This is a genomic window from Gilliamella sp. B2772 (genome assembly GCF_026536985.1).
Lineage (GTDB): Bacteria > Pseudomonadota > Gammaproteobacteria > Enterobacterales > Orbaceae > Gilliamella > Gilliamella apicola_E.
In genome coordinates this window covers 337,891-361,975 of record NZ_JAFNNB010000002.1, presented here as the reverse complement: position 1 = coordinate 361,975, position 24,085 = coordinate 337,891, and the positions used below count along the sequence as shown (strand labels likewise).

General features: G+C 36.1%; 26 protein-coding genes and 1 other RNA gene. 19 read left to right on the top strand and 8 right to left on the bottom strand.

What is annotated here, in order from left to right; genetic code table 11:
- Positions 1 to 14 precede the first annotated feature (14 nt).
- The 4 genes from J3T98_RS06885 to J3T98_RS06870 are packed head-to-tail and all read left to right on the top strand — an operon-like array spanning position 15 to position 1,803.
- Positions 15 to 491: a prepilin-type N-terminal cleavage/methylation domain-containing protein gene (locus tag J3T98_RS06885; RefSeq protein ID WP_267337728.1), complete on the top strand. Its 477-nt coding sequence runs from the start codon at positions 15 to 17 to the stop codon at positions 489 to 491.
- On the top strand, positions 485 to 1,048 hold the full coding sequence (locus J3T98_RS06880; RefSeq protein WP_267331035.1) for a prepilin peptidase-dependent protein: 564 nt from the start codon (positions 485 to 487) through the stop codon (positions 1,046 to 1,048). Before J3T98_RS06885 ends, J3T98_RS06880 begins: the two co-directional genes overlap by 7 nt.
- Positions 1,032 to 1,472 (top strand): DUF2509 family protein, encoded by a 441-nt coding sequence (locus tag J3T98_RS06875; protein WP_065563364.1) that lies wholly within the window; start codon positions 1,032 to 1,034, stop codon positions 1,470 to 1,472. Before J3T98_RS06880 ends, J3T98_RS06875 begins: the two co-directional genes overlap by 17 nt.
- Positions 1,465 to 1,803: a type IV pilus modification PilV family protein gene (locus J3T98_RS06870; RefSeq protein WP_176701543.1), complete on the top strand. Its 339-nt coding sequence runs from the start codon at positions 1,465 to 1,467 to the stop codon at positions 1,801 to 1,803. Before J3T98_RS06875 ends, J3T98_RS06870 begins: the two co-directional genes overlap by 8 nt.
- On the opposite strand, the gene J3T98_RS06865 is transcribed toward J3T98_RS06870, so the two are convergent.
- The gene (locus J3T98_RS06865; RefSeq protein ID WP_267362464.1) at positions 1,775 to 2,662 is read right to left on the bottom strand and encodes a LysR family transcriptional regulator; all 888 of its coding nucleotides are present in this window, start codon (positions 2,660 to 2,662) and stop codon (positions 1,775 to 1,777) included. The two genes, J3T98_RS06870 and J3T98_RS06865, sit on opposite strands and share 29 nt — an antisense overlap.
- 202 nt (positions 2,663 to 2,864) lie before the next feature.
- Between J3T98_RS06865 and J3T98_RS06860 the strand changes: the two genes are divergently transcribed.
- Positions 2,865 to 3,566, top strand: a complete 702-nt coding sequence (locus J3T98_RS06860; protein WP_267362463.1) for an HAD family hydrolase — start codon at positions 2,865 to 2,867, stop codon at positions 3,564 to 3,566.
- Here J3T98_RS06860 and J3T98_RS06855 read toward each other — a convergent pair.
- Positions 3,563 to 4,306, bottom strand: a complete 744-nt coding sequence (locus J3T98_RS06855; RefSeq protein WP_267362462.1) for an alpha/beta fold hydrolase — start codon at positions 4,304 to 4,306, stop codon at positions 3,563 to 3,565. The two genes, J3T98_RS06860 and J3T98_RS06855, sit on opposite strands and share 4 nt — an antisense overlap.
- A 123-nt stretch (positions 4,307 to 4,429) precedes the next feature.
- Here J3T98_RS06855 and J3T98_RS06850 point away from each other — a divergent pair, with 123 nt between their 5' ends.
- From J3T98_RS06850 to J3T98_RS06785, 14 genes are all read left to right on the top strand, one after another.
- The gene (locus J3T98_RS06850; RefSeq protein WP_267362461.1) at positions 4,430 to 6,373 is read left to right on the top strand and encodes an exoribonuclease II; all 1,944 of its coding nucleotides are present in this window, start codon (positions 4,430 to 4,432) and stop codon (positions 6,371 to 6,373) included.
- Positions 6,374 to 6,565: 192 nt separating this feature from the next.
- Positions 6,566 to 6,805, top strand: coding sequence for a YecH family metal-binding protein (locus J3T98_RS06845; protein ID WP_065563359.1), 240 nt, complete (start codon positions 6,566 to 6,568; stop codon positions 6,803 to 6,805).
- Positions 6,806 to 6,971: 166 nt separating this feature from the next.
- Complete coding sequence (locus J3T98_RS06840) at positions 6,972 to 7,628, top strand: hypothetical protein (RefSeq protein WP_065563358.1); 657 nt, start codon at positions 6,972 to 6,974, stop codon at positions 7,626 to 7,628.
- A gap of 19 nt (positions 7,629 to 7,647) precedes the next feature.
- Positions 7,648 to 9,207 carry a glucan biosynthesis protein G gene (locus tag J3T98_RS06835; protein WP_065563357.1) on the top strand — a complete coding sequence of 520 codons (1,560 nt, stop codon included), beginning with the start codon at positions 7,648 to 7,650 and terminating at the stop codon, positions 9,205 to 9,207.
- Between the two features lie 21 nt (positions 9,208 to 9,228).
- Positions 9,229 to 11,583, top strand: a complete 2,355-nt coding sequence (gene mdoH, locus J3T98_RS06830) for a glucans biosynthesis glucosyltransferase MdoH (protein WP_267362460.1) — start codon at positions 9,229 to 9,231, stop codon at positions 11,581 to 11,583.
- A gap of 63 nt (positions 11,584 to 11,646) precedes the next feature.
- Entirely contained in the window at positions 11,647 to 12,621 is a 975-nt protein-coding gene (gene epmA, locus J3T98_RS06825; RefSeq protein WP_065563355.1) for an elongation factor P--(R)-beta-lysine ligase, read from the top strand.
- A 2-nt stretch (positions 12,622 to 12,623) separates the two neighbouring features.
- On the top strand, positions 12,624 to 13,979 hold the full coding sequence (rmuC, locus tag J3T98_RS06820) for a DNA recombination protein RmuC (protein ID WP_065563354.1): 1,356 nt from the start codon (positions 12,624 to 12,626) through the stop codon (positions 13,977 to 13,979).
- A gap of 76 nt (positions 13,980 to 14,055) precedes the next feature.
- Complete coding sequence (xseB, locus tag J3T98_RS06815) at positions 14,056 to 14,295, top strand: exodeoxyribonuclease VII small subunit (protein ID WP_065563353.1); 240 nt, start codon at positions 14,056 to 14,058, stop codon at positions 14,293 to 14,295.
- On the top strand, positions 14,288 to 15,157 hold the full coding sequence (gene ispA, locus J3T98_RS06810; protein ID WP_267362459.1) for a (2E,6E)-farnesyl diphosphate synthase: 870 nt from the start codon (positions 14,288 to 14,290) through the stop codon (positions 15,155 to 15,157). The genes xseB and ispA overlap by 8 nt, the downstream gene beginning before the upstream one ends.
- A 15-nt stretch (positions 15,158 to 15,172) precedes the next feature.
- Positions 15,173 to 17,035, top strand: coding sequence for a 1-deoxy-D-xylulose-5-phosphate synthase (dxs, locus tag J3T98_RS06805; protein ID WP_416380629.1), 1,863 nt, complete (start codon positions 15,173 to 15,175; stop codon positions 17,033 to 17,035).
- 7 nt (positions 17,036 to 17,042) lie between these two features.
- Complete coding sequence (gene zapA, locus J3T98_RS06800; protein ID WP_065563351.1) at positions 17,043 to 17,327, top strand: cell division protein ZapA; 285 nt, start codon at positions 17,043 to 17,045, stop codon at positions 17,325 to 17,327.
- A gap of 65 nt (positions 17,328 to 17,392) precedes the next feature.
- Positions 17,393 to 17,575: non-coding RNA, 6S RNA (gene ssrS / locus J3T98_RS06795), on the top strand.
- Positions 17,576 to 17,603: 28 nt separating this feature from the next.
- Positions 17,604 to 18,143 carry a 5-formyltetrahydrofolate cyclo-ligase gene (locus J3T98_RS06790; RefSeq protein ID WP_220225751.1) on the top strand — a complete coding sequence of 180 codons (540 nt, stop codon included), beginning with the start codon at positions 17,604 to 17,606 and terminating at the stop codon, positions 18,141 to 18,143.
- Positions 18,144 to 18,370: 227 nt separating this feature from the next.
- A complete protein-coding gene (locus J3T98_RS06785) occupies positions 18,371 to 19,831 on the top strand; it encodes a catalase (protein WP_267362455.1) in 1,461 nt (486 codons plus the stop codon).
- Between the two features lie 239 nt (positions 19,832 to 20,070).
- On the opposite strand, the gene J3T98_RS06780 is transcribed toward J3T98_RS06785, so the two are convergent.
- The 6 genes from J3T98_RS06780 to J3T98_RS06755 all read right to left on the bottom strand — a co-directional run bounded on the left by J3T98_RS06780 (position 20,071) and on the right by J3T98_RS06755 (position 24,084).
- Positions 20,071 to 20,316 carry a hypothetical protein gene (locus J3T98_RS06780; RefSeq protein WP_065563348.1) on the bottom strand — a complete coding sequence of 82 codons (246 nt, stop codon included), beginning with the start codon at positions 20,314 to 20,316 and terminating at the stop codon, positions 20,071 to 20,073.
- Positions 20,317 to 20,554: 238 nt separating this feature from the next.
- On the bottom strand, positions 20,555 to 21,163 hold the full coding sequence (locus tag J3T98_RS06775) for an AAA family ATPase (RefSeq protein WP_065563347.1): 609 nt from the start codon (positions 21,161 to 21,163) through the stop codon (positions 20,555 to 20,557).
- Between the two features lie 16 nt (positions 21,164 to 21,179).
- Entirely contained in the window at positions 21,180 to 22,037 is an 858-nt protein-coding gene (locus tag J3T98_RS06770) for a class II fructose-bisphosphate aldolase (RefSeq protein ID WP_267331750.1), read from the bottom strand.
- Positions 22,038 to 22,048: 11 nt separating this feature from the next.
- A complete protein-coding gene (locus J3T98_RS06765) occupies positions 22,049 to 22,456 on the bottom strand; it encodes a hypothetical protein (RefSeq protein WP_267362453.1) in 408 nt (135 codons plus the stop codon).
- Between the two features lie 14 nt (positions 22,457 to 22,470).
- On the bottom strand, positions 22,471 to 23,760 hold the full coding sequence (locus J3T98_RS06760) for a PTS sugar transporter subunit IIC (protein ID WP_267362452.1): 1,290 nt from the start codon (positions 23,758 to 23,760) through the stop codon (positions 22,471 to 22,473).
- Between the two features lie 21 nt (positions 23,761 to 23,781).
- Positions 23,782 to 24,084 carry a PTS sugar transporter subunit IIB gene (locus J3T98_RS06755; RefSeq protein WP_065563343.1) on the bottom strand — a complete coding sequence of 101 codons (303 nt, stop codon included), beginning with the start codon at positions 24,082 to 24,084 and terminating at the stop codon, positions 23,782 to 23,784.
- Position 24,085: the final 1 nt, after the last annotated feature.

Below are 24,085 nucleotides of genomic sequence, written 5' to 3'. Positions count from 1 at the left end.
TATAACAAAAAATAATGCAAAACGATGGATTTTCTTTAGTAGAACTTTTATTTGTTATCTGTATTGGTGCTATTTTGGCTTCAATAGGTGTGCAACATTGGAAGGAATTACAGCTCCGTAACGAACTTACTACTACCACAAAACAGCTAGCCTATTTTCTGGAGGAAGTCCAAGCCAAAGCTTATAACGCTAACGAAAATGTCCACATCTATTATTTTTTGACGCCTTGGTGCTTAAGCATCAGCAAAGGCGAAAAACCAGCGACTTGCCAAGAAGGCTCTAGCTATTTTATTAAACCCAACAATTCTGTTGAATTAAATGATTTAGCCGATAAAAAAACCATCTCTTTTTGGGGGAGAAAAAATATGGCTCAAACCGGTACATTCGAATTGCATAATGCCATTGGCACCACACAAATTATTATTTCATATCGAGGGCGGATTCGGTTTTGTAAGAAAAATAGTTATTTACCAGGGCTGCCGCGATGTTAAAGCAAGATGGATTTTCGTTATTCGAAATGATGTTAAGCATCACCTTTTCTAGCTTAATTTTCATTGGCATCACAGCTTTTTATAGTAAATTACAATCGATTATACTTCAGCAAAATCTTAATACCCATCTACAAAGGAATATTCATCAAGGTATTGTTAGTATTTCCAAAGATTTGAAACGTGCTGGATTTATCGCCAATAAACCAGAAAAGATGAGTCAGCAACCAATTGAAATCAACCCAGCAAAAAATTGCTATATCTTCCGTTACGATAGCGAGATCCGCAATGATTGGGTTCATAATACGGCTATTCCAACCAAATCAGATATCTTTGCGTATCGGCTTTATAATAATAATTTGGAATATAAGGTTGGAACAATCAATTGCGAAGGTGTCAATTGGGAGAAAATTTTCGATCCTCACGACATTAAAATCACTCAATTTTCAATCAAAAAACAAAATAATCATTTTGAGATAGATATTAGTGCTCAATTGAAGAAAAACAAAAAAATTAAATATCAAACAACAACCATTATTAAAAATGAAAATCCCTTTTAATCGTTCAGTAACTCAATATGATGGCTTTAGCACGCTTTTGATGGTGATCATATTGACCATTGTTGGACTTCTTTTGCTAACGGGGTTTCAAATTACCATTGATTCGATAAAAAGGAGCTATTTGATTGAAATCCAATATTATCGTCAATTTAATCAAGCTAGTTCCAGTTTAAATTGGGCAACCAAACAAATTTGGCAACCGCCAACCGAAGAGTGGCAATGCTTATCTGATACTCAATATCAATTAAAAGCATGTATAAAAAAATCGCGATTAAAAGTGGATAACTACACCCTAGTACGTGGACAGGCTAATGATGATTATTACCTTTATATGTTAACGCATTTTGAAGATAACCAACTTATTGTTGAAAAAGGTCATTGGTTAGATTATTGCCCTGAAAAGAAGATGATTGATTGTGAATAGTAAAAATATCAGTAATAACAAAATAGCTGGATTTAGTTTAATTGAAGTTATGTTGTCATGTTTAATGTTTGCCATCATCATGCTGGGTTTTATTCGTTATTTAACCTCAATTATTCATCAACACCACTATTTTCATCAACATTTCAAAGCACAGCAAATGGCATTTGCTTTACTTGATAGTTACCCTCATACGGTAGATAAAATCATACCAAAAGAGTGGCAATATCAAGTTTACAGCCAACCTTATATTGCACCTTGTAAAATGGTTTTTATTGATATCACCCCACCGAATCATAAAACGATTAAACAACAACGTTTGTTATGTGATTGATGTTCATTTCTAAAAATAAATTACGCTGTTTATTTTCAATTTTTTCATTCCATGCAACCGCAATATCCCATCCCGTTTGAGCTAATTCAAGCGTGACAAGTTTTACACCTTTAGGTAGAAAATGATAAACACTAGCGGGCACAAAAGCAATGCCATTTTTGGCAGCAATTAAAGCCAAAAGAGAGGGAAGATCATTCGTCGCCCCACCCTGTTTTGGTATAGCGTTTATAGCCTCAAGTAATAATTTTGTTTGCTCGGTCAAACAAGGCGCCAAGCAGGGGTTTATATGTAATAAGGGATGCGTTTCTAGTACATCTTTAAGATTGTTCCTACTGACTTTTAGATTATTTGGAACTGCTAGCACGATATACTCTTTAAATAACATAATTGAACTCAATGACTCTGGCACAGGCATACGGAGAAAACCAATATCTAATTCCCCCTGCATTAGCAGAGTAATTTGCTCGTTTGAAGGAAGTTGTTTTGCTGAAACATGGCATTGCGGATTTCTTTCAGAAAAAGTTCGAATCCATTTAGGAACATGTTGAAAACAAGATATGCCAAAACCGATTGAAAGAACTCCATTCATGTTTTTTTTAATATTATTAGCAAAGAGTAAAAATTTCTTATTCTGTTGTAATAGCTTTTTTACTTCAGGATATAGCACCTTCCCAACTTCAGTTAATTTTGCGCCATTTCGACCACGAATAAACAGTCTTCGATCAATTGCTCGTTCAAATGCTTGAATTTGTTTAGTTAACGCGGGTTGTGTTATAAATAATTGCTCAGAAGCGATACGGTAATTCCCTACCTCTACAAGTGCGACGAAAGCTCGTAGCAACTTCATTTCAATGTCCATATCCATTCCTAATTGTTATCAAATCAGTCATTTTTTTCATTATACATAATTACTTTTACTATTTATATTAATTTCAATAAGCACAATTAGTTATGAATAAAATTAAGATATTTATTGTTAAATGGACTCTCTCCTATAGCCCAAAGATTCAATGTAAATAGTTAAATTCTTGGCTAAGGTTAACGCACGGAGTAAAAAACTTATGAGTAAGTCAATAAAAAAAATTTCTGCGGTTTTATTTGATATGGATGGGGTTCTAATTGATTCAAATACCGTTATTGAAAAAGCATGGATTGAGGCTGGCAAGTTATATGAAATAACCGTCAAGGATGACGATATTGTTAAACATATTCATGGCCAACCCGGGCCACATACGATTAAAGCACTGTTTGGGCATCTATCAACTGAAGCGCAAAAATGTGTTCAAGACTATATCATGCACGCTGAAAATACTGCTGATTATGATCCAATACCAGGTGTTGCACAATTAATACATGCCTTAGCGAAAGCTAAAATTAGGGTGGGGATTGTAACCAGTGGTTGGCGCGACAAAATAGATCGAATAATGGCAATGTTGAATATTCAGGAATGTATTTCTGTGATAGTGGAACGAAACGATGTGGCTCATGGAAAACCCTACCCCGATCCTTATCTTCTTGGCGCTAAACGCCTTATGCTACCACCCGCTGAAACGTTAGTATTTGAAGACTCAATAAGTGGCGTGACTTCAGCAGTTGAAGCTGACGCCTATTGTGTTGGAATAGGCGATGCTGAGCTTATCAAACACGGAGCACAAACTGCGATCCCAGACTTTTCAAAAGTTAAAGTGATAAATGATAGCATTATTGTGTTGGATGACGACCATAAGCTCATTTTAAACAATGCATCAACCACAATCGATTAGATGAAGCTTTTAATGTTTGTATGTAAAAGTTGTAAAACTTGCTGAGTTTTTTCTGCATGAACATTATGACCAGCACCTTCTACTATTTCAATTTGAGCATTTGGAAATTGGCTAAATATTGCTGGATAATCCTTATCAGTAATATAGTTTGAATTTCCACCTCGGATGAATAATGTCGGTACGTTACAAGGTGAAATTGTGTGCCAATCGCATATATTGTCATATTGATCAATAATGACTTGAGCATTAAACAACCAATGCTGATGTTTAAAAGATTTAAGTAAAAATGAAATGGTCGGGGCACTTAAATCATGCATAAGTTCAATAATCTGCTTTTTATCAGTTAATTGTTGATTAATACATTTTTCTAAAGCGTTAAGAACAGGTGCATTTGCCGTTTGAGTATATTTAACTGGCGCAATATCAATGACACAGATTTTAGAAACAGGAATAAGTTGGCTTAATTGCATGGCAACTTTTCCTCCAATTGAATGGCCGATTAATATAATATTTTGTAACTGCAAATCATGACATAACTCAGCAACATCTTCAGCCATCACTTCATAATTCATGACATTTGACCATGGAGATTGACCATGATTGCGCAAATCAACCTGAATAGTTTGGTAATGACTAGACAGATCTTTAGCTAACATATTTAAATTATCTAGGCTTCCAAATAAACCATGCATCAATAAAATTGGTTGATTATCACCCTGTATTTTATAGTTTAATTTCATTATGCCACTCTACAATTTATTGTAATTAAGAATGTTTCGTCATCACTAATAAACAATTCAATAACCCCAAAAGCATAACTATGATAGAATTTAGTTCAAATTTTTCAATTAATATTAAAAACTATGTTTCAAAATAACCCTTTACTAGCCCAACTAAAAAAAGAATTATATGAACAAAAACCTCGTGTTGAAGGTATCGTCCGAGCACATGAAAAAGGTTTTGGCTTTCTAAATGTTGACAACAAAACTGACTACTTTATTGCTGTTTCGAAAATGAAAATGGTTTGTCATGGTGATAAAGTTTCTGGCACTATTTCCACCATTAACGATAAAACATCATTTGAACCTGAAGTATTAATTGAAAGTAGTTTACAAAAATTTATTGGCAAAATTGGTTTTTTAGATAATGCGATGGTCATTTATCCCGAAAATATACCTGTCAATTTTGTCATTCGCTGTAAAGTTAATCCTGAAGTAACGCAAAAATTAAAGGAAGGTGATTGGGTTGTTGCCACCTTACAATCTCATCCATTAGAAAAAAATAAAAATCATTTTCTTGCTGAAATAACAAAATTTATTGCCAGTGCTGATTCAATTTATCAACTATGGCTTAAAACTTTGGCTCGTTATAATTTAGAAGACAAAGCTCCACAAGCTGAATCTTTAACAATTTCAGAGACTGAAAAAGAAAATCGTCAAGATTTAACGGATATTCAATTTTTTACAATTGACAGTGAAAATACCGAAGATATGGACGATGCGATTACCATTTCACAAGATGATATGGGTAATTATAACCTGATGATAGCCATCGCTGATCCAACCGCATATATTGAGCAAGATAGTGAAATCGACAATATCGCAAAAAACCGAAACTTTACCACCTATCTGCCCGACTTTAATATTCCAATGTTACCAAAACAGTTAGCGGACGATCTTTGTTCATTAAAAGCTAATCAAAAACGTCCAGCTATGGTTTGTAAAATTAAAATTGATAAAAATGGCGAATTTACGAATGATGATATCAGTTTTTTACCCGCATGGATTGAATCGAAAGCTAAGCTTTCTTACCACAATGTGTCTGAATTTTTAGAGAATCGTGGTGATTTAAATATCGATGACGCGGCAATAAAAAACCAACTAAAATTATTATCAGAATTGGCAAAAACACGGATAAATTGGCGCCAACAAAATGCGTTAGTTTTCAAAGTGAACAATGATTATCGATTTATCCTTGATAATAATCGTCAAGTAAAAACAATCATTAAAGAATCACGTGGCATCGGCAATAATATTGTTGAAGAAGTGATGATTATCGCTAATTTAGCGCTCACCATGTATTTGAAAGAAAACGTAGGTACTGGCGTATTTAACACTCATTCAGGCTTTGATACCAAATACATTGAACAAATATTAAAAATATTAGCAGACAATGGCATTACAGATTTTGATAAAGAATCTCTTACTTCATTTGAAGGCTATGTTAAATTCCGCCGATTAAGTGATGATAATGACTTCTTATCAACACGATTAAGAAAGTTCCAAACACCTGCTGATTTCTCTATAAAACCAGAACCTCACTTTGGTTTAGGATTTGATGCTTATGCAACATGGACTTCACCAATTCGAAAATATGGTGATATGATAAACCATCGTATACTTAAAGCCTCGCTTAAAGCAGAAGCCTTAACAGCTCCATCCAACGAACAATTAGAGAGCATGGCTGATAGACGTAAAAAATTACGTTTAGCTGAGCGTGATATTGCCGAAAACCTTTATTGCCAATATTTATCTAACAAAATAGGACAAGAGTTCGCAGCGGAAATATTAGATATCAACCGTGGCGGAGCAAGAGTTCGTTTAAATGATATTGGCGCATTAGCATTTTTACCACTGTCAATGATTCATGCCGTACGCGATGAAATATCAACTAGTCCGGATGAAGGGCTAATTAAAATTAAAGGCGAAACTGCATACAAAACTGCTGATTTGATCACTGTTAAAATTCATGAAATTAAAATGGAAAATCTATCGGTTATTGTGAAACTGAATGAATCTAACTCTTAAATTCCCTAGTCAATTTAATCAGTTACAAACTATGATTAATAACCCTGATAATTATCAGGGTTAAGCTAAAAAATATTAATAATATTTTTAACATTTATCCTCTTTTTTTTAATAATAATATCTGCTATCTTTCACCGCTCAAAAAAATAAAAAATAAAGCTAGTTTAAACTGCTATATGGAGAGGAAAAAAGATGTCAATTCACGGCCACGAAGTGTTACAAATGATGGATGGGAATGATTATACTGAATCATCTTTACTTGAAGCCATACACAAAAAATTCGGTACCGAGGCTAAATTTCATACCTGTTCCAACTCCGATATGAATGCCGAGCAACTTATTGCCTTTTTAAAAGCAAAAGGAAAATTTAAGCCGGCTTCAATTGATGATTCACAATTTACCGTCGATGTTCGAAAAATATGTCGACATTAATAAAAACTTACAAAAGAATAATAAATGCGTTTTTATAAATTTAATGTAATCATCTAGTGTTTTTAAAAGAATAAGAGTATATAATTTCGCGCTACGGCTCCACTAAAAAGTGTAAGTTGCTCATCCTGAAATTACAACTCAAGAATATGTTCGTGGAATTTGATATATGAAAATAAGTAATATCCTTACATGCGCCATTGTCTCTATTCTTGCCGCAGGCTGTGTAAAAAACAATACGTCTTCAACCGATGGTAAAACTGAAGTTGATCAGTTAGCGATTTTAAAGCAACAATCTGAACAAAATAATTCGTTTGTTGTGGACGCAAAAAAACAATTACTTCAACTCGTTGGAGACAAACACTTTGACAGCTATATAACCAAACACGGTATTTTAAACTGTAAAGGTGACAGCAACCAATCTTCCTGTGTCCTTAATTTTTATCTCAAAGAATTCTACAAGCTAAAATATGACATTCAACTTAAAAGAGTCGTCGAGGAAAACCAAGCTGAACATAATCTTGAGTTGAAAAAAATCACACCAACTGATGGTAATGTTAAAAATTACTGTCAATGGTCAGCAGATTTTATTGAAGCAGTTTATACCAATGATATCAATAATATAACCCAAAGTTATCAAACTTTATTTAAGATGTCAGTGCAAGATTTGGCCGCTTTAAAAGCTAAAATTCTCAAAGATAACTACTCTCACTTTTTGATTGATGAAAACCCAAGTATTCTTCAAGAGATGAGAAGCGACTTTATGGAAAAATGCTTAAGTAGCCCTAAAGACAATATTATCAATTACAACAATATTTTTAGATAATACTCAAGTGAGTCTTTTTATGTACAATTTATTACCTATTAGTCGATTTAGTAAAACATTAACTTGCAAGATAGTTTGTATCGCATCTTTATCTTGTTTAAGTTTTTCTTCATGGGCTTTTACATTTAACGATGTTGTGACACAAGCAGAAAAACTATCAAAAAAAGCTTATGTCCAACCATCTAAAAATATTCCTAGTGAATTATCGTCACTACAATTTGCCGATTATCAAAAGATTTATTTTAAGCATGATAAAGCATATTGGAGCGATCGCAAAAGTCGTTTCAAACTCGAATTTTATCATGAAGGCATGTATTTTGATGTACCTGTCAAAATTAATGAGATTGTAAACAATCAAGTTAATGAAATTAAATTTAGCCCAGATTACTTCGATTTAAGTCCTATTAATTTAGATAAGTTAGATACTAAAAAACTAGGCTTTGCTGGATTTAAAGTGCACTATCCAATCAATAACCCAGCAAAAACCGACGATGAAATATTTACCGCACTAGGTGGTAGCTATTTCCGTGCTGTTGGTAAAAATCAGCATTATGGTCTTTCAGCGCGAGGGCTTGCGATTGATACAGGCGAAATGTCTGGCGAAGAGTTTCCACGTTTTAAAGAGTATTGGATTGAACGCCCAGAACCAAATCAAAAACATTTAGTCATTTATGCCCTACTTGATTCTAAAAGTGTAACAGGGGCTTACAAAATTACCTTAATCCCAAGTGTTGATACTACTATTACTGTAGAAGCCAAAGTATTCTTCCGTGATTCAGTTAAAAAACTTGGTGTGGCACCATTGACTAGTATGTTCTTATTTGGCCCTAACCAACCATCACCACTATTAAACTATCGTCCAGCAATGCACGATTCTAATGGACTTTCAATCCAGGCCAAAAATGAGTGGATTTGGCGTCCATTAAATAATCCTAAACGCTTATCTTTTTCATCATATAGTTTAGAAAGCCCTAAAGCATTTGGTTTAATCCAACGTGACAAAGGTTTTGATGACTATCAAGATCTCGACGACCATTACGAACTTCGTCCAAGTGTATGGGTTGAAATATTGAATGATTGGCATAAAGGTCGAGTTGAATTGGTTGAAATCCCCACCGCAGATGAAACCAACGACAACATCGTTACTTACTGGGTACCCGAAAAACAATATAAAGCTGGTGATGTGTTAGATGTTAAATATCGATTACATTATTCACTCAACGAACAACAACGTTATCCAAAAAATGAAGCTAGAGCAGAAAGTACGCGCTTATCATTAGGTGATATAAAACAAGCAAACTTAATACGTAAACTTGATGGTTCTAATGCTTATGTTGTGGATTTTGTTGGTCCAAACTTATCAGAGCAAGACCCAGTTGACGTTATTTCAAGTATTAATAATGGTTCAATAGTTAGCTGTGATACACAATACAACTCTGTAACAAAAGGTTGGCGAGTACTAGTGCGATTCAACGTTGAAGATAACAAAAAACCAACTGACATTCGCCTTCAATTATCGTCGAAAAAATCACATACGATCGTGTCCGAAACTTGGAGCGGACAATTTCCGGCTCAATGATCTTAATAATAAGCACATAACATGAAAAAAGATTATTTCGAAAACCTATCTGACGCCGAATATTGGCGTCAGAAATCGGAAGACTTGCCAAACGATAAACTCGAATTTCTAAAATATCGACTCAATCAAGTTGGCAATACTGATCATTTTAATGATGAAAGAAAACAACAACCAACTTATCCAAAAGTTGAGCGTGTTTCGGTTCAACCACAAATTTGGAATGAACGTTATAGTCCTCAATCCAAACCTGGTCTGAATATCATCGCACTTATTCGTCGTTTAATTATGTTTGTGCTTATTGCCATACAAACTTATTACGGCACAACTTACTTATCAACCTTATTACCTTATCAAAGCTGGCAACAAATCAATTTTATGGCAAATTGGGATATCAACCCAGAACTTGCCATTTACAGCATCATTCCTTATATCATACAAGGTTTTATCATTGCCTTATTTGCTATCCTATTTTGTTGGATTTCAATAGGATTTTGGACTAGCATCATGGGGCTTATTTTGGCGGTGATCAAAAAAGATCGCTACACTATTGCCATCCCCAATGATCCTGCTAACCACATTGACGCCAAACATCGTACTGCATTAGTCATGCCAATTTGTAATGAAGATGTTTCACGGGTATTTGCAGGGCTAGAAGCAACTTATGAATCGCTAGTTGAGACAGGACATGCGCAGTGTTGTGATTTTTATATTCTAAGCGACACCAATGATCCCGATCTCTATGTCAATGAATTAAAAGCATGGGCTGAATTTAACGCTAAAAAAGCTGACAATGGTTGTAATATCTTTTATCGCCACCGTAAGCGTCGCGTAAAACGTAAAAGTGGTAACATCGATGACTTCTGCCGTCGTTGGGGGCACCAATATGAATACATGATGATTCTTGATGCCGACAGTATTATGACCGGTGATTGTATCTTAAAAATGATCGCAATGATGGAAATGAATCCAAAAGCAGGTATTTTACAGTCTCCGCCTAAATCGGTCAGAATGACAACCTTATATGGTCGTATTCAACAATTTGCCAATCAAATATACAGTGATATTTTTTGCTCAGGTACTCACTTCTGGCAATTAAGTGAAGCCCAATATTGGGGTCACAATGCTATGATTCGCCTAAAACCATTTATTGAGCACTGTATTTTATCGCCATTACAAAAACGTAAAGGCCCTATTCATATCTTATCGCACGATTTAGTTGAAGCGACGTTAATGCGTCGTGCGGGTTATGGCGTATGGATTGCGTATGATATGAATGGTAGTTATGAAGAGCTACCAGGAAACATGATAGAAGATCTCAAACGCGATAATCGCTGGTGTATGGGTAATTTGATTAATTTGCGATTAATCTTCAAAAGTGGAATTACTTTAACTCACCGTGTAATGTTTTTAACCAGTGGTATGGCTTACATCTCGTCACTATTGTGGTTAATCTTCTTGATCTTCTCAACACTCTTATTATTAGTGTTCAATATATCTGAACCACAATACTTCTTCCAACCTAACCAATTTTATCCAACGTGGCCAAAGTGGGATGAACAATTAGCTATTCAATTACTTTCAACCACAATGGTATTACTTTTTGCACCTAAACTGTTTAGTTATGGCATTATTATTGCTCGAACAGGTGCAAAAGATGTGGGTGGAATATTCAAATTATCATTATCGATTTTAATTGAAATGGTATGGTCGATGATCCTTGCACCAATCCGCATGATCTTCCACAGCAAGTTTGTGGTTAAAGCATGGCTGGGTAGCAAAATTCAATGGAAATCACCAGCAAGAAACGATGATGCCTTAACTTGGGGCGAATCATTCTACTTCTGTTGGCCATTATCGCTACTAGGCATAGTTTGGTTATGTGTGATTATTTGGTTAAATCCTCAATTTACTTATTGGTATATAGCGATATTAATTCCATTAACCATTTCACCATTAGTTGTTCGTATTTCAGGCTTATCAAGTATTGGTATGAAAGCCAAAAAAGCAGGGTTATTCTTAACACCGGAAGAAACCCATCCGTCGCGAGCAGTAAAACTAACTGGTGACTATTTAGTCCAAACCGAAGCTGCTTTTATTGAACATGGCTTTATTATGGCGCTTGTCGATCCTATTTATAATGCGTTAGCCTGTGCATTATCGACTTCTCGTCATTTACCTAACTCAAAAAATCAGCAGTTGCGAAAACAACTCATTGAGCATTATCAACAAGTAGATTTAGAAAAAATTAGTAAAGAACAACAATTAGCGATCTTAGAAGATCCAATTATTCTTTCTGCACTTCATCGCCATATCTGGCATCAACAAGAAAAATACGACAATTTGTTCACATTGTGGCAAAATGAATGCCAGAAATAAGAAATAGGGCTTAATGCCCTATTTCGTCTTTTAGAAATTAATCAATATGCATGGATATTTTTTATGACTTGGCAACCTACTGCATCTATTAATAATTTACTTAAGCGCGCTAAAATTGTATCTAAAGTAAGACAGTTTTTTGCTGACCGCTGTATTTTGGAAGTGGAAACCCCGACCCTAAGTCAATATGCGGTAACCGATGTACATCTTAGTTCATTTCATACCTTATTTTTAAAACCTGGTGAAAACGATGAACAACAAGGGCGAAAAATGTCATTAATCACCAGCCCTGAATATCATATGAAACGGTTATTAGCTGCTGGCAGTGGACCGATTTATCAAATCTGTAAATGTTTTCGCAATCATGAAGAAGTAAGCCGTTATCATAACCCTGAATTTACAATGCTCGAATGGTATCGTATTCAATTTGATATGATGCAAATGATCAACGAAGTCGATGATCTACTGCAAAGCATCCTAGATTGTGAACCTGCGGAACGAATCTCTTACCAAAAGGCATTCCAACGTCATCTTAATATTGACCCACTAGAAGCTGATCACGCAACTTTAGTTGAAGCTATCAAACAGCTAAATATTGAACTCAATACTGATGATTATGATCGCGACACCTTATTACAATGTTTATTTAGTTTTGGCGTTGAACCGCATATTGGACAAGAAAAACCTATCGCTGTTTATAACTTCCCTGCCTCACAGGCAGCTTTAGCAGCGATCAGTTCAGAAGATCATCGTGTAGCAAGCCGTTTTGAGTTTTATTACAAAGGGGTTGAACTAGCTAATGGATTTAAAGAACTTACCAATCCGCAAGAACAAAAGATGCGTTTTGAACAAAATAATATTGATCGAGCAAATCAAAACTTACCACCACAAAACATCGATATTGAATTAATCGCGGCTATGGAAGCGGGTTTACCCGATTGTGCAGGTGTTGCCGTTGGGCTTGACCGCTTAATTATGTTAGCACTTGATGCAATGAATTTAGATGATGTGATTTCATTCACGTTTGAAAGGGCTTAATCATGTTAGGAAGTTTAGGCTTAAGTGAATGGGCAGTTATAATTATTGCCATTATCGCCTTTGTTTTACTAATTGCCATGCTAAAAGCGCAATTTAAAGCGAATAACCTACATGCCATATATGATTTACAACTTAATCAAAGAAATAAAGAAAATCAGTCATTAATGGCAAATATCACTCAATTAGAACAAGAGTTGAGCCAATACCAACAACAAAATGTTGCTCAAAATATCAAAATTAGTGAATTAAAAACGCGCTTAGAAGAGATTATCAATGCCGCTCATGAAAAACAGACAGTTTTAGAACAAAGCGAGCAACGATTAACCACGCAATTTGAAAATTTAGCAAATCGAATTTTTGAGCACAGTGGCAAAAAAATTGAGCAACAAAATAAACAAAGCTTAGAGTTTTTACTCTCACCACTTAAACAACAATTAGAAGGCTTTAAAAAGCAAGTTCAAGATAGCTTTGGTCAAGAAGCCAAAGAACGCCATACCCTAACTCACGAAATTCGCAACTTGCAACAGCTCAACGAACTCATGACGAAAGAAGCCACCAATTTAACCAATGCGTTAAAAGGCAATAACAAAACCCAAGGTAATTGGGGTGAATTTATTCTTAGTCAAATATTGGATAATTCCGGATTGCGTCAAGGTTACGAATATCACACTCAAGTTAATCTAACTAATGAAGATAACCGACGTCTACAACCAGATGTAATTGTTCACTTACCCCAAGGCGGTGATGTGGTCATCGATTCCAAAGTCACCTTAGTTGCCTATGAACGTTATTTTAATAGTGATGACGAAGAGACAAAAACTAGAGCCATTGCTGATCATTTAATTGCTGTGCGTAATCACTTAAAACAACTTAGTCAAAAAGATTACCATAAACTAAATGGCATTCAATCATTAGACTACATTCTAATGTTCATTCCTGTCGAACCGGCATTTTTATCCGCCATCGATCAAGATCCGTCATTAATCAATGATGCATTAAAAAGTAACATCATGATTGTTAGCCCAACTACCCTATTGGTTGCCTTGCGAACTATTCATAATTTATGGCGTTTTGAATACCAAAATCGCAATGCTGAGCTTATTGCTGATAGAGCCAGCAAACTATATGACAAAGTACGTGGATTTATCGAAGATATGGAAAATCTAGGCAACTGTTTGGATAAAGCCCAACAAACCTATCAAAACTCAATGAACAAACTCTCGAAAGGGCGTGGTAACGTGATTGGTCAAATAGAACGATTTAGGGAATTAGGGATTGAAGTAAAAAAACCAATTAATCCAGATATAGCTCAACTATCAGTTGATGAACTTGAAAATGAAAAAGAACAGCTTAGTTAAATTGTTAACTAAAACATCTTAATTCACCATCATAAAAAATACGTGTATACTCATTTGGTATAAGAAGGAGTACGATATGTCAAACAATAATGAAGTCAGTTTCGAAGAAACCATCAAGCAACTTGAAGCAATTGTCACTCAACTTGAAAATGGTGATTTACCATTAGATGAAGCACTAAATGAATTCGAAAAAGGCATCAAACTAGCTCGTTCTGGTCAAAAACAACTTAATGAAGCTGAGCAACGCATCCAAATTTTATTATCTGAAAACAGTGATGCACAATTATCTGAATTTTCCATTGATAATAATGAATAGCCTAAAACCATTACAAGAACGTATTGATAACTATCTAACAACATATATTTCGCAGTTTGCACCATCTAATTTGCAACAAGCGATGAGTTACAGCCTGCTTGCTGGTGGCAAGCGAATACGCCCTATTCTGGTCTATTTAACCGGACAAATGTTTAATTGTCCGCTAACCAAACTCGATTCAGTTGCTGCTGCCATTGAATCGATGCATACCTACTCATTAATTCATGATGACTTACCCGCAATGGATGATGATAATCTAAGGCGAGGAAAACCAACCTGCCACATAAAATTTGGCCAAGCACAAGCCATCCTCGCTGGTGATGCACTACAATCACTAGCATTCAGCCTATTATCCGAAAACCAACAAATCAGCAACCAAAGCAAAATAAAAATGATTACTGAACTAGCAAGTGCAAGTGGCCTTGCTGGAATGTGTTTAGGTCAATCACTGGATTTACAAGCAGAACACCAAACAGTCACGTTGGAACACTTACAAACTATCCATAACTATAAAACTGGCGCCTTAATTCAAGCGGCAGTAAGACTCGGTGCTTATTCATGCGATGAGGTAGCTCAACCCTATTACCCAATGTTAGACAACTATGCTAAAGCAATTGGACTAGCATTCCAGATACAAGATGACATATTAGACGTCATTGGTGAACAAGAGCTGATGGGTAAACCACAAGGCTCTGATCTTAAGTTGGAAAAAAGCACTTATCCAGCATTGATGGGTTTACAAAATGCCATCGACATGACACACAAGTTATATCAACAAGCTATCGATAGTCTGACGCAAATACCTTATAATAGCCAACCATTACAAGACCTTGCTGGTTTTATTATTAATCGAAATAGTTAACTAAATAACTAGATGATAAAAATGAATTTAGACAAATATCCTCTATTAAAGCAAATCAATTCACCTGCGGATCTTAGGCGATATCCGCTCGCACAATTGCCAGCAATTAGTCAGGAACTACGACAATTTTTATTAGACAGTGTCAGCCAATCTAGTGGTCATTTAGCTTCAGGTCTTGGTGTGGTCGAATTAACAGTCGCGTTACATTACGTCTATCAGACACCATTTGACAAAATTATATGGGACGTAGGTCATCAAGCTTATCCACATAAAATTCTAACGGGTCGCCGCGAACAGATGCTAACTATTCGCCAAAAAGGGGGATTACACCCGTTTCCTCACCGAAATGAAAGTGAATATGATGTATTAACAACAGGACATTCATCAACCTCAATAAGTGCAGCGCTGGGTATTGCGATCGCAGAGCAAAAAAAACAGTCAGGTAAAAAAGTCGCCGCTATTATTGGTGATGGGGCCTTAACTGCTGGTATGGCATTTGAAGCGATGAACCATGCTGGGCACATAAAACCAGATATGCTAGTTATCGTTAATGACAATGATATGTCCATTTCAGAAAACACAGGTGCACTTAATCAACACTTGGCACAAATATTATCAAGCAAAGCCTACACCTCACTTCGTGAAAGTGGCAAAAAAGTGCTTTCCAATATTCCACCATTAAAAGAACTATTCAAAAAAACGGAAGAGCACCTAAAAGGCTTAGTCACTCCGGCTATTTTATTTGAGGAATTAGGTTTTAACTATATTGGCCCTGTTGATGGACATGATATTGAAACATTAGTTGCCACCTTACAAAAAGTCAAACAACTAAAAGGCCCACAATTACTGCATATTATCACCCAGAAAGGAAAAGGTTATGCTCCAGCCGAGCAAAACCCAACCTTATGGCACGGCGTTCCTAAATTTAATCCAAATGAAGGAATATTACCAAGCACAAATAAAATTACCCCAACTTATTCCAAAATCTTTGGTGACTGGCTATGTGAAATAGCAGAGCAAGACAAACGCCTAATGGCAATCACACCAGCCATGAGCGAAGGTTCTGGCATGACTGAATTTGCTAAACGATTTCCAGATCAGTTCTTTGATGTCGCCATTGCTGAACAACATGCAGTTACATTAGCTGCCGGCTTTGCTATTAGCGAATTAAAACCAGTGGTTGCTATCTACTCAACCTTTTTGCAACGAGCTTACGATCAAGTCATTCATGATATTGCCATCCAAAACTTACCGGTTTTATTTGCGATAGACCGCGCGGGCATTGTGGGGGCTGACGGTGAAACCCACCAAGGTGCATTCGATCTAAGCTTTTTACGCTGTATTCCAAACTTAGTCATCATGACCCCAAGTGACGAAAACGAATGCCGACAAATGCTCTACACAGGCTATTTACATGATGGACCAGCATTAGTACGCTACCCTCGAGGCGAAGGCACTGGCGCACATTTAGAGCCACTAAAAACAATACCACTAGGACAATCAAAATGCTGTCGAGAGGGCAAAGAGATCGCTTTACTCAATTTTGGCACACTATTACCTGAAGTTTTACAAGTAGCCGAACAAATAAATGCTACAGTGATAGATATGCGTTTTGTAAAACCACTTGATGAAAAAGTCCTTTTGCACATTAGCCAAAGCCATAATATACTGGTCACCATCGAAGAAAACAGCATCAAAGGTGGAGCAGGAAGCGCTGTTAATGAATTTTTGTTATCGAAAAAAATAAAATGTGATATTTTAAATATCGGATTGCCTGATATTTTTATCCCGCAAGGCTCACAGCAAGAAATGCGCGATGAAGTCGGATTAAACGCTAAACATATAATCGACAAAATTAATAAATTTATCAAACTATAGGTTAAATATGGAAAATCAAGCTGTCACCGTTCAGATTTTTGGGCGAACGTTAAAATTTAATTGTCCAGTCGATGAAGTTGACGCACTTACAAATGCAGCTAAAGATTTAGATGCGCGATTAACAAATTTACGAGAAAAATCCCCCCAAGTTGGAAGCGATCAACTTATCATGACTGCTGCATTGAATATCTCTTACGAACTAACGAAAGAAAAAGAAAAAAGCGATGAATTTGCCAATCGACTAAAAATGCTACAGCAATTACTTGATTCCGCATTAAATACTAACAATTAGTTAGATGAAATGTAAATAAACCACAAAGACTATTGTATGATTTTCTAAATTTTGTATCATAGTAAACATCTCTGAGATGTTCGCGATATGGGTTAGTCCCCTGAGCCGATAATCTTTAATTTAGAATGGTGTGATTTTTAATTGGTGTGTATGCCTAATTAACTTAGGAAACCTAAAAATTAAAACATGCTATTCACCTTGAACCTCGGGTTCAAGGGTTACGCCCCTAACGGCATCTTGGAGTCTTTATTCCTTCTCTCTTTCAAATAAAAACTTATGGACATTCGGCAAACTATACGTCAAAAAAGACGTGAATTATCTCAGGCACAACGCGACAGCGCACAGGCCATAATCTACCAACAAATAAAAAACCATCCTGCCGTCAGCCAAGCACAACATATTGCAATATTCTTATCATTTGATGGAGAAGTCGACACTAAACCGATTATTGAATATCTATGGCAACAAAATAAATCGGTCTATTTACCTGTCCCAGTTGCTGAGCATAAACTAATCTTCTTAAATTACACCCCAAATACACCACTAGTAAAAAATAGCTTTGGTATCTTAGAACCAGTAATCGATAAAACTAAAATCATAGATATTGAACAACTTGATATCATCTTTACGCCACTTGTGGCTTTTGATGACCGAGGATTTCGTATCGGTATGGGCGGTGGCTATTATGATCGCTTGCTTGAAAACTACCAACAACAGCAAATTTATCCTATTGGGCTAGCATTTGCCTGCCAAAAAGTTGATCATGTTGATAATCAGCATTGGGATGTTAAATTACCCGAAATCATTTATGCTTAATCGGGTTAAGGACCCATTTTTATATTCACTATCGCTCATTACTAGATTAAAAAATAATTAATTTGTTTTTCTACAATTAACAGTCAATTTAGTTATATAATAAATCGAGCAATATCTTTTTTTACACGCATCACCGTCTTTATCTTATTCCTTAGTAAATTAGTTTTTCAATAAAATCAATCACAACTCTTTAACTATAAAGTTACAATCTAATAAGGAGTATTGCAATGTCAGAAAAAAAAGAACTCACCACCAATAATGGTGCCCCTATTGCCGACAATCAAAACTCTCGCACTGCTGGCCCTCGTGGACCGGTATTGATTGACGACTATCAATTAATCGAAAAACTCGCTCAGTTTAACCGTGAAAATATTCCGGAAAGACGAGTCCATGCCAAAGGCTCTGGCGCACACGGAACATTTACCGTCACCAATGACATTACTCAATATAGCTATGCCAGCATTTTTGCCGAAGTTGGCAAACAAACTCCCGTTTTTGCTCGATTTTCAACTGTTGGCGGTGAACGTGGTTCATCTGACACGGCACGTGATCCACGTGGATTTTCAGTAAAATTTTACACAGATCAAGGTAACTGGGATATCGTCGGTAATAACACGCCAGTATTTTTTATTCGTGATGCACTCAAATTCCCAGACTTTATTCACACCCAAAAACGCGATCCTAAGACCAACTTAAAAGATCCGCAAATGATGTGGGACTTTTTCTCTTTATCGCCAGAATCACTTCATCAAGTAACAATTCTTTTTTCTGACCGGGGCATTCCAGACGGATTTCGACATATGCATGGTTTTGGTAGCCATACTTATAGTTTAATCAACAAAGATAATGTACGAACTTGGGTAAAATGGCATTTTAGAACGGAACAAGGCATTAAAAATATTCATCCTAAAAAAGCCGCAGAACTCGACGGTAGCAACCCTGATTCAGCGCAAGAAGATCTCTTTAATGCCATTGAACAAGGTAACTACCCTAAATGGCGACTTTATATACAAGTGATGAGTGAAGAACAAGCCAATAACCATCCAGAAAACCCGTTTGATGTCACTAAAGTTTGGTCGCAAAAACAGTTTCCGCTTATTGAAGTCGGTGTTATGGAGCTTTACCGTAATCCGGAAAACTATTTTGCTGAAGTCGAACAATCCGCATTTGAACCAAGTAATATTGTACCTGGTATTGGCTTATCACCGGATAAAATGTTACAAGGGCGAATTTTTGCGTATGCTGATGCGCACCGTTATCGTATCGGTACAAACTACCAACAATTACCAATCAATGCACCTAAATGCCCGGTACACAATTATCAACGTGACGGAGCTATGCGCTTTTATACGCCAGATAATGCACCAAACTATGAGCCAAATAGTGTTGATAGTGCACCTAAACAACAACCCCAGTATGCTGAGCCACCGATGCATGTCCCTGCCGGCACAATGGATAAATACGATCATCGTGTTGATGGTGATTACTATTCGCACCCACGTGCATTATTTAATTTAATGCGTCCAGATCAAAAACAACTGCTGATTGATAATATTGTCACTTCGATGAAAAACGTCGATCGTGATATTCAAATTAAACAGCTTAAACACTTCTATAAAGTCCATCCCGATTATGGTTCAGGTGTAGCAAAAGGGTTAGGTGTTGAAGTTGATCTAATCAAAAGCTAAAAAGTAAAATAATCGTGCCGACACCATTGTGTCGGCATTGACCTTTGACTTGATAGAGATAAATGTTAATAGCTTTACTGTCTCTCATCACATGTTTCAAAGACCTTGTCAAACTTATCGGGCTGATTAGTCATTACTAAAGAAATTGAATTGTATAAATGCCAAATTAAGGTATTTTCATCCTTAACTTCATAACTTATGCTATCAGAGTAGCTACATTTTGATTCTAAATCGATAAATTATTTGCCGCCTTTAAAGTAGCTCGATTTTATCTCACATGAAATCATTTCTTGCCCGGTATAATCATCCAGTTTACCTTTTTGATAATTTATAAAACGATTACCGCAATAACAAGACTCATAAATCACATTTTTATTATTTAACTCGGTCAACATCTCCCACTTGCCATAATTTTCATGATCCAAATGAGGCTTAGCATTTACTACAAACATAAAAACAATAAAAATAAATAGCAGTCTTTTCATTGTTTAGCTCATTCAACTTGACTGATTAGAAATGGCTTATCATAATCTTTGATTGCTAAATTGAAAGAATTTTTTGTATTTAAAATGTTATTGAGAAGATAAACGAAGATATAAAACTAACCTATTTCACTATTGATCCATAACTGCATATTCCTACAATCAAATCTGATTTATTTGCTTATCACCCTAAATATAATGCCGATTAACGTTAATCGGCATTTATGATCTAATAAAATTACTATTTAACGATTTGTTTCAATTTTTCCAATAAACCCGAATAATCAACTTGATTAAAATGGGTAACATCCACTTCGAGCAATTGCCCCAAAGCAAACTCGTCGTACTTTCTAGTTTGACAGATTTGATAAAATTGTGATTTAGTGACTAAATCGTCGGCCAAACTACGATCTTCAAGTTTATCTCCATAGTGATAGTGCTGCATAATATGACTCAAATGCCGTTCCGGTGAGCGGTCTCGTTGATAACGACGTTGCCATAACACCTCAAAATCAGCAATTAAGCGAATTGTGATCACTTGATAATGATACTTTTGCGCCAACTCACTCAACCGGTGTTTCTGCTTATCACTAAAGGGATACTCAGAAATAATAACGTGTTTACCAGCATCCATATACAGTTGTAAAACACCATAATAAAAATGCCAAACTTTGTGCTCAAGCGCCTGCTTTTCAGCTTTCGAATTGAAACCGACAGAGTCAGCATATAAAACTTTAGCCTCATCGGGTGTTATCACAAAACTGTCTGTAAATTGTTGTTGCAATTTATTAACCAGATAAGTCTTTCCTGTACAGGGGCAGCCAGCGAGTAAAATTAGATATTTACGCATATCAACTCGCCTCCTTTTAGTTTAGACATTTATTACTGTTAAGAAATAAACGCATTTTATGCTTCACTATTTCTTTCACTGCCTCATTAGCTGGAATAATATTATGACGTAATGATCGATTAATTTCAGTTTGGGCAAATTTATCTTTTGCAACTTGTGTCCAGTTAACTAATAACTCCGTGCCAACATTAAATTTACGAATACCGTTATTAATCAGTTCCGGATAGTCCTCCTCTTTGACCCCTGTTCCACCGTGAATGACCAAAGGAATATCAACCGTAGCATGAATTTCTTTCAATAACGGTATATTTACCTCTGTTTTTGACTTAAATTGTCCATGATTAGTACCTATAGCAATGGCTAAAGCATCAATTCCCGTTGCTTTTACAAATGCCAGTGCATCTTCCGGTTTGGTATAAACTTTATCGTTAACATCAACATGAATTCCCTCTTCGGTCCCCCCGATTGTTCCTAATTCTCCTTCAACTGATACACCATGAGCATGAGCATATTCAACCACTGCACGGGTTTTTAATATATTTTCTTTAAATGGTAGTGAAGAGCCATCAAACATAACCGAAGTGAATCCACTATCAATTGCTTGTTTTATATCATCAAAATTTTTAGCATGATCGAGGTGTAATACCGCATCCACTATCTCTTCATCTACAATAGCTTTTACTGCATTAACTAAAACTTTAAAGCCAATATACCTTGCAGTATCAACGCTTGTTTGGATGATAATTGGTGCGCCAACCTCTTTTGCAGCCTGTAACATCGCAGGTAACATTTCTAAATTATGCGTATTAAACGCACCAACAGTGAAATTTAATTTTTGGGCTAATAAAGTTACATCTTTAAGTGTGGTGTACATAATTATTTCCTTTAATCTCGTTGAATAGTCATCTGTTTAGCAATATTACGCATAGCATCCATTTTGTTCATCCAAATATCGATATCAGCCAATGAGCCATGCTGAGCAGCTTGAGCTCGCTTAGAGTTATACAAATTCATTAATGTTTTATAACCGTCGCCAATTGATTTCTTATGCTGTTGGCTCTTTTCTAAATACTCAATAGCCAAATCAATATGATTTAATTGATGATAAAGCAGGCCGATTTGTTCACATGATGAGGCTAACATCAGTAAGTTTTCGGTCTTTTCGATCTGCTGTAATAATTGGTTAATTTTTTGCTCAATCTGTTCCATTTGCTGTGCTGTCAGACTGCTTTTAACCTCTGAGTCGGGGGCTAAATTTGTTTTAGGCGCCTTTTTTTTAAAAAAGTTAAACATGTCAAACTCCTCAACTAAAAGTGCTTCAACATTGGGCTTAATATCCACGCATAAAGCAGTGCCACTGTGACAGTATCAACATCAGTTGCTGTTGCATTGATAAACCCCATTTGATTAAAAATGGTAACAAGTAAAGCTGGCAACAGCGTAATGAATATCCCATGAGCAATACCGCCGATAAGCGCCCCACGGCGACCACCAACTGCATTACCAAAGATACCTGCCGTTCCACCAGCAAAAAAGTTGGTTAACATTCCCGGTAAAATCATCGCCAATCCAAATGCCGGTAAAGTCAACATTGCAATCACTGTACCTATAGATGTGGTAATAAAACCTAAGATAACTGCATTAGGGCTATATGGGAAAAATACTGGACAATCAAGCGCCGGAATTGCATTCGGAACAACTTTCATGGCAATTCCTCTAAATGCCGGCACAATTTCACCGAGTAATAACCTCACACCGGCAAGTAATACATAGATTCCGACGACAAAAATTATCGCTTGGGTAAAGGCGTAAATGACGTAATTTTGACTGCCGGATAAGGTTGAAGCATACGCTTCACCGGCGAAAAGAGCGGTAATAATATAAAGTGGGATCATAACCACCATGACGGATAAATAAGTATCTTGCAAAAATTCAAATGACTTAGGCAACTTCATATCTTCAATTGAGCGCTTGTTTTCACCTCGCTCCCCTACCAGATAAGCTACACCAGCCTCGAATAAATAACCGATTGTACAAAAGTGTCCTAATGCAATGTCATTTGATCCTGTCACTTTACGAATAATGGGTTGGGCAATGGCCGGCATAAATACAGCAAAAAGTGCACCAATAAAACCGCCAACCAAAATTAGTGTTACCCCAGACAATCCGGCAAAACTACCAAATACCGTTGTCATTGTTGCCATCCATAAAATGGCCTGCCCTGTTAGAAAAATATATTTCCAACGGGTAAAACGAGCAATAAGGATGTTAAAAATAAAGATCATCAAAAATGTTAGTGCAATATCACGGCCTAATCCTAACTGATTCATTGCTTGCCCGTTAATCGCTTCAATAGAAGGAATAATGCCTTGCATATCAAATCCAGCGGTAAAAATATGACCGAAATAGGTTAAACTTCCCACAATAATACTTGACCCGGCATTGAGCACTTGAAAACCCAATAAGGTTTTCAGTGAGCCTGAAATAATTTGTCCAACAGATTTACGTTGTAAAATCAACCCAAACATAGCAATTAAGCTAATGGTTATCGAAGCTTGAGTTAAAATATTGTCGATAATAAAGTTAATCACATTCATGGTATTCTCCTTCTAATGGATTTAAAGCAATCCCTTTTGTTGCAATATTGGACTTAACTTCTCATCAATTTCCGCTTTAGATACTATATTTTTAAGATAGACCACTGCGGTTTGTTCACTGATATTGAATTTAGCAAACTGAGGGCGGAAATTTTCGGCTGTAATGATGATATCGGCTTTAGTTGAGGCTGCTGATGAAATATCGGTATGATCTAGTTTAGCGTCAATACCTTTAGCTTTTAAAACATCTTCGGTTGCCATTTGTGCAGCAAAACTACTGCCTAACCCTGCACCACAAACAAATATAATGGTTAAATTACTCATG

What these genes read in the sequence shown, in the direction of transcription:
- J3T98_RS06885 (WP_267337728.1), top strand. Translation starts at nt 15, where the DNA reads ATGCAAAACGATGGATTTTCTTTAGTAGAACTTTTATTTGTTATCTGT.
- J3T98_RS06880 (WP_267331035.1), top strand. Translation starts at nt 485, where the DNA reads ATGTTAAAGCAAGATGGATTTTCGTTATTCGAAATGATGTTAAGCATC.
- J3T98_RS06875 (WP_065563364.1), top strand. Translation starts at nt 1,032, where the DNA reads ATGAAAATCCCTTTTAATCGTTCAGTAACTCAATATGATGGCTTTAGC.
- J3T98_RS06865 (WP_267362464.1), bottom strand. Translation starts at nt 2,662, where the DNA reads ATGGACATTGAAATGAAGTTGCTACGAGCTTTCGTCGCACTTGTAGAG.
- J3T98_RS06860 (WP_267362463.1), top strand. Translation starts at nt 2,865, where the DNA reads ATGAGTAAGTCAATAAAAAAAATTTCTGCGGTTTTATTTGATATGGAT.
- J3T98_RS06855 (WP_267362462.1), bottom strand. Translation starts at nt 4,306, where the DNA reads ATGAAATTAAACTATAAAATACAGGGTGATAATCAACCAATTTTATTG.
- J3T98_RS06850 (WP_267362461.1), top strand. Translation starts at nt 4,430, where the DNA reads ATGTTTCAAAATAACCCTTTACTAGCCCAACTAAAAAAAGAATTATAT.
- J3T98_RS06845 (WP_065563359.1), top strand. Translation starts at nt 6,566, where the DNA reads ATGTCAATTCACGGCCACGAAGTGTTACAAATGATGGATGGGAATGAT.
- J3T98_RS06840 (WP_065563358.1), top strand. Translation starts at nt 6,972, where the DNA reads ATGAAAATAAGTAATATCCTTACATGCGCCATTGTCTCTATTCTTGCC.
- J3T98_RS06835 (WP_065563357.1), top strand. Translation starts at nt 7,648, where the DNA reads ATGTACAATTTATTACCTATTAGTCGATTTAGTAAAACATTAACTTGC.
- mdoH (WP_267362460.1), top strand. Translation starts at nt 9,229, where the DNA reads ATGAAAAAAGATTATTTCGAAAACCTATCTGACGCCGAATATTGGCGT.
- epmA (WP_065563355.1), top strand. Translation starts at nt 11,647, where the DNA reads ATGACTTGGCAACCTACTGCATCTATTAATAATTTACTTAAGCGCGCT.
- rmuC (WP_065563354.1), top strand. Translation starts at nt 12,624, where the DNA reads ATGTTAGGAAGTTTAGGCTTAAGTGAATGGGCAGTTATAATTATTGCC.
- xseB (WP_065563353.1), top strand. Translation starts at nt 14,056, where the DNA reads ATGTCAAACAATAATGAAGTCAGTTTCGAAGAAACCATCAAGCAACTT.
- ispA (WP_267362459.1), top strand. Translation starts at nt 14,288, where the DNA reads ATGAATAGCCTAAAACCATTACAAGAACGTATTGATAACTATCTAACA.
- zapA (WP_065563351.1), top strand. Translation starts at nt 17,043, where the DNA reads ATGGAAAATCAAGCTGTCACCGTTCAGATTTTTGGGCGAACGTTAAAA.
- J3T98_RS06790 (WP_220225751.1), top strand. Translation starts at nt 17,604, where the DNA reads ATGGACATTCGGCAAACTATACGTCAAAAAAGACGTGAATTATCTCAG.
- J3T98_RS06785 (WP_267362455.1), top strand. Translation starts at nt 18,371, where the DNA reads ATGTCAGAAAAAAAAGAACTCACCACCAATAATGGTGCCCCTATTGCC.
- J3T98_RS06780 (WP_065563348.1), bottom strand. Translation starts at nt 20,316, where the DNA reads ATGAAAAGACTGCTATTTATTTTTATTGTTTTTATGTTTGTAGTAAAT.
- J3T98_RS06775 (WP_065563347.1), bottom strand. Translation starts at nt 21,163, where the DNA reads ATGCGTAAATATCTAATTTTACTCGCTGGCTGCCCCTGTACAGGAAAG.
- J3T98_RS06770 (WP_267331750.1), bottom strand. Translation starts at nt 22,037, where the DNA reads ATGTACACCACACTTAAAGATGTAACTTTATTAGCCCAAAAATTAAAT.
- J3T98_RS06765 (WP_267362453.1), bottom strand. Translation starts at nt 22,456, where the DNA reads ATGTTTAACTTTTTTAAAAAAAAGGCGCCTAAAACAAATTTAGCCCCC.
- J3T98_RS06760 (WP_267362452.1), bottom strand. Translation starts at nt 23,760, where the DNA reads ATGAATGTGATTAACTTTATTATCGACAATATTTTAACTCAAGCTTCG.
- J3T98_RS06755 (WP_065563343.1), bottom strand. Translation starts at nt 24,084, where the DNA reads ATGAGTAATTTAACCATTATATTTGTTTGTGGTGCAGGGTTAGGCAGT.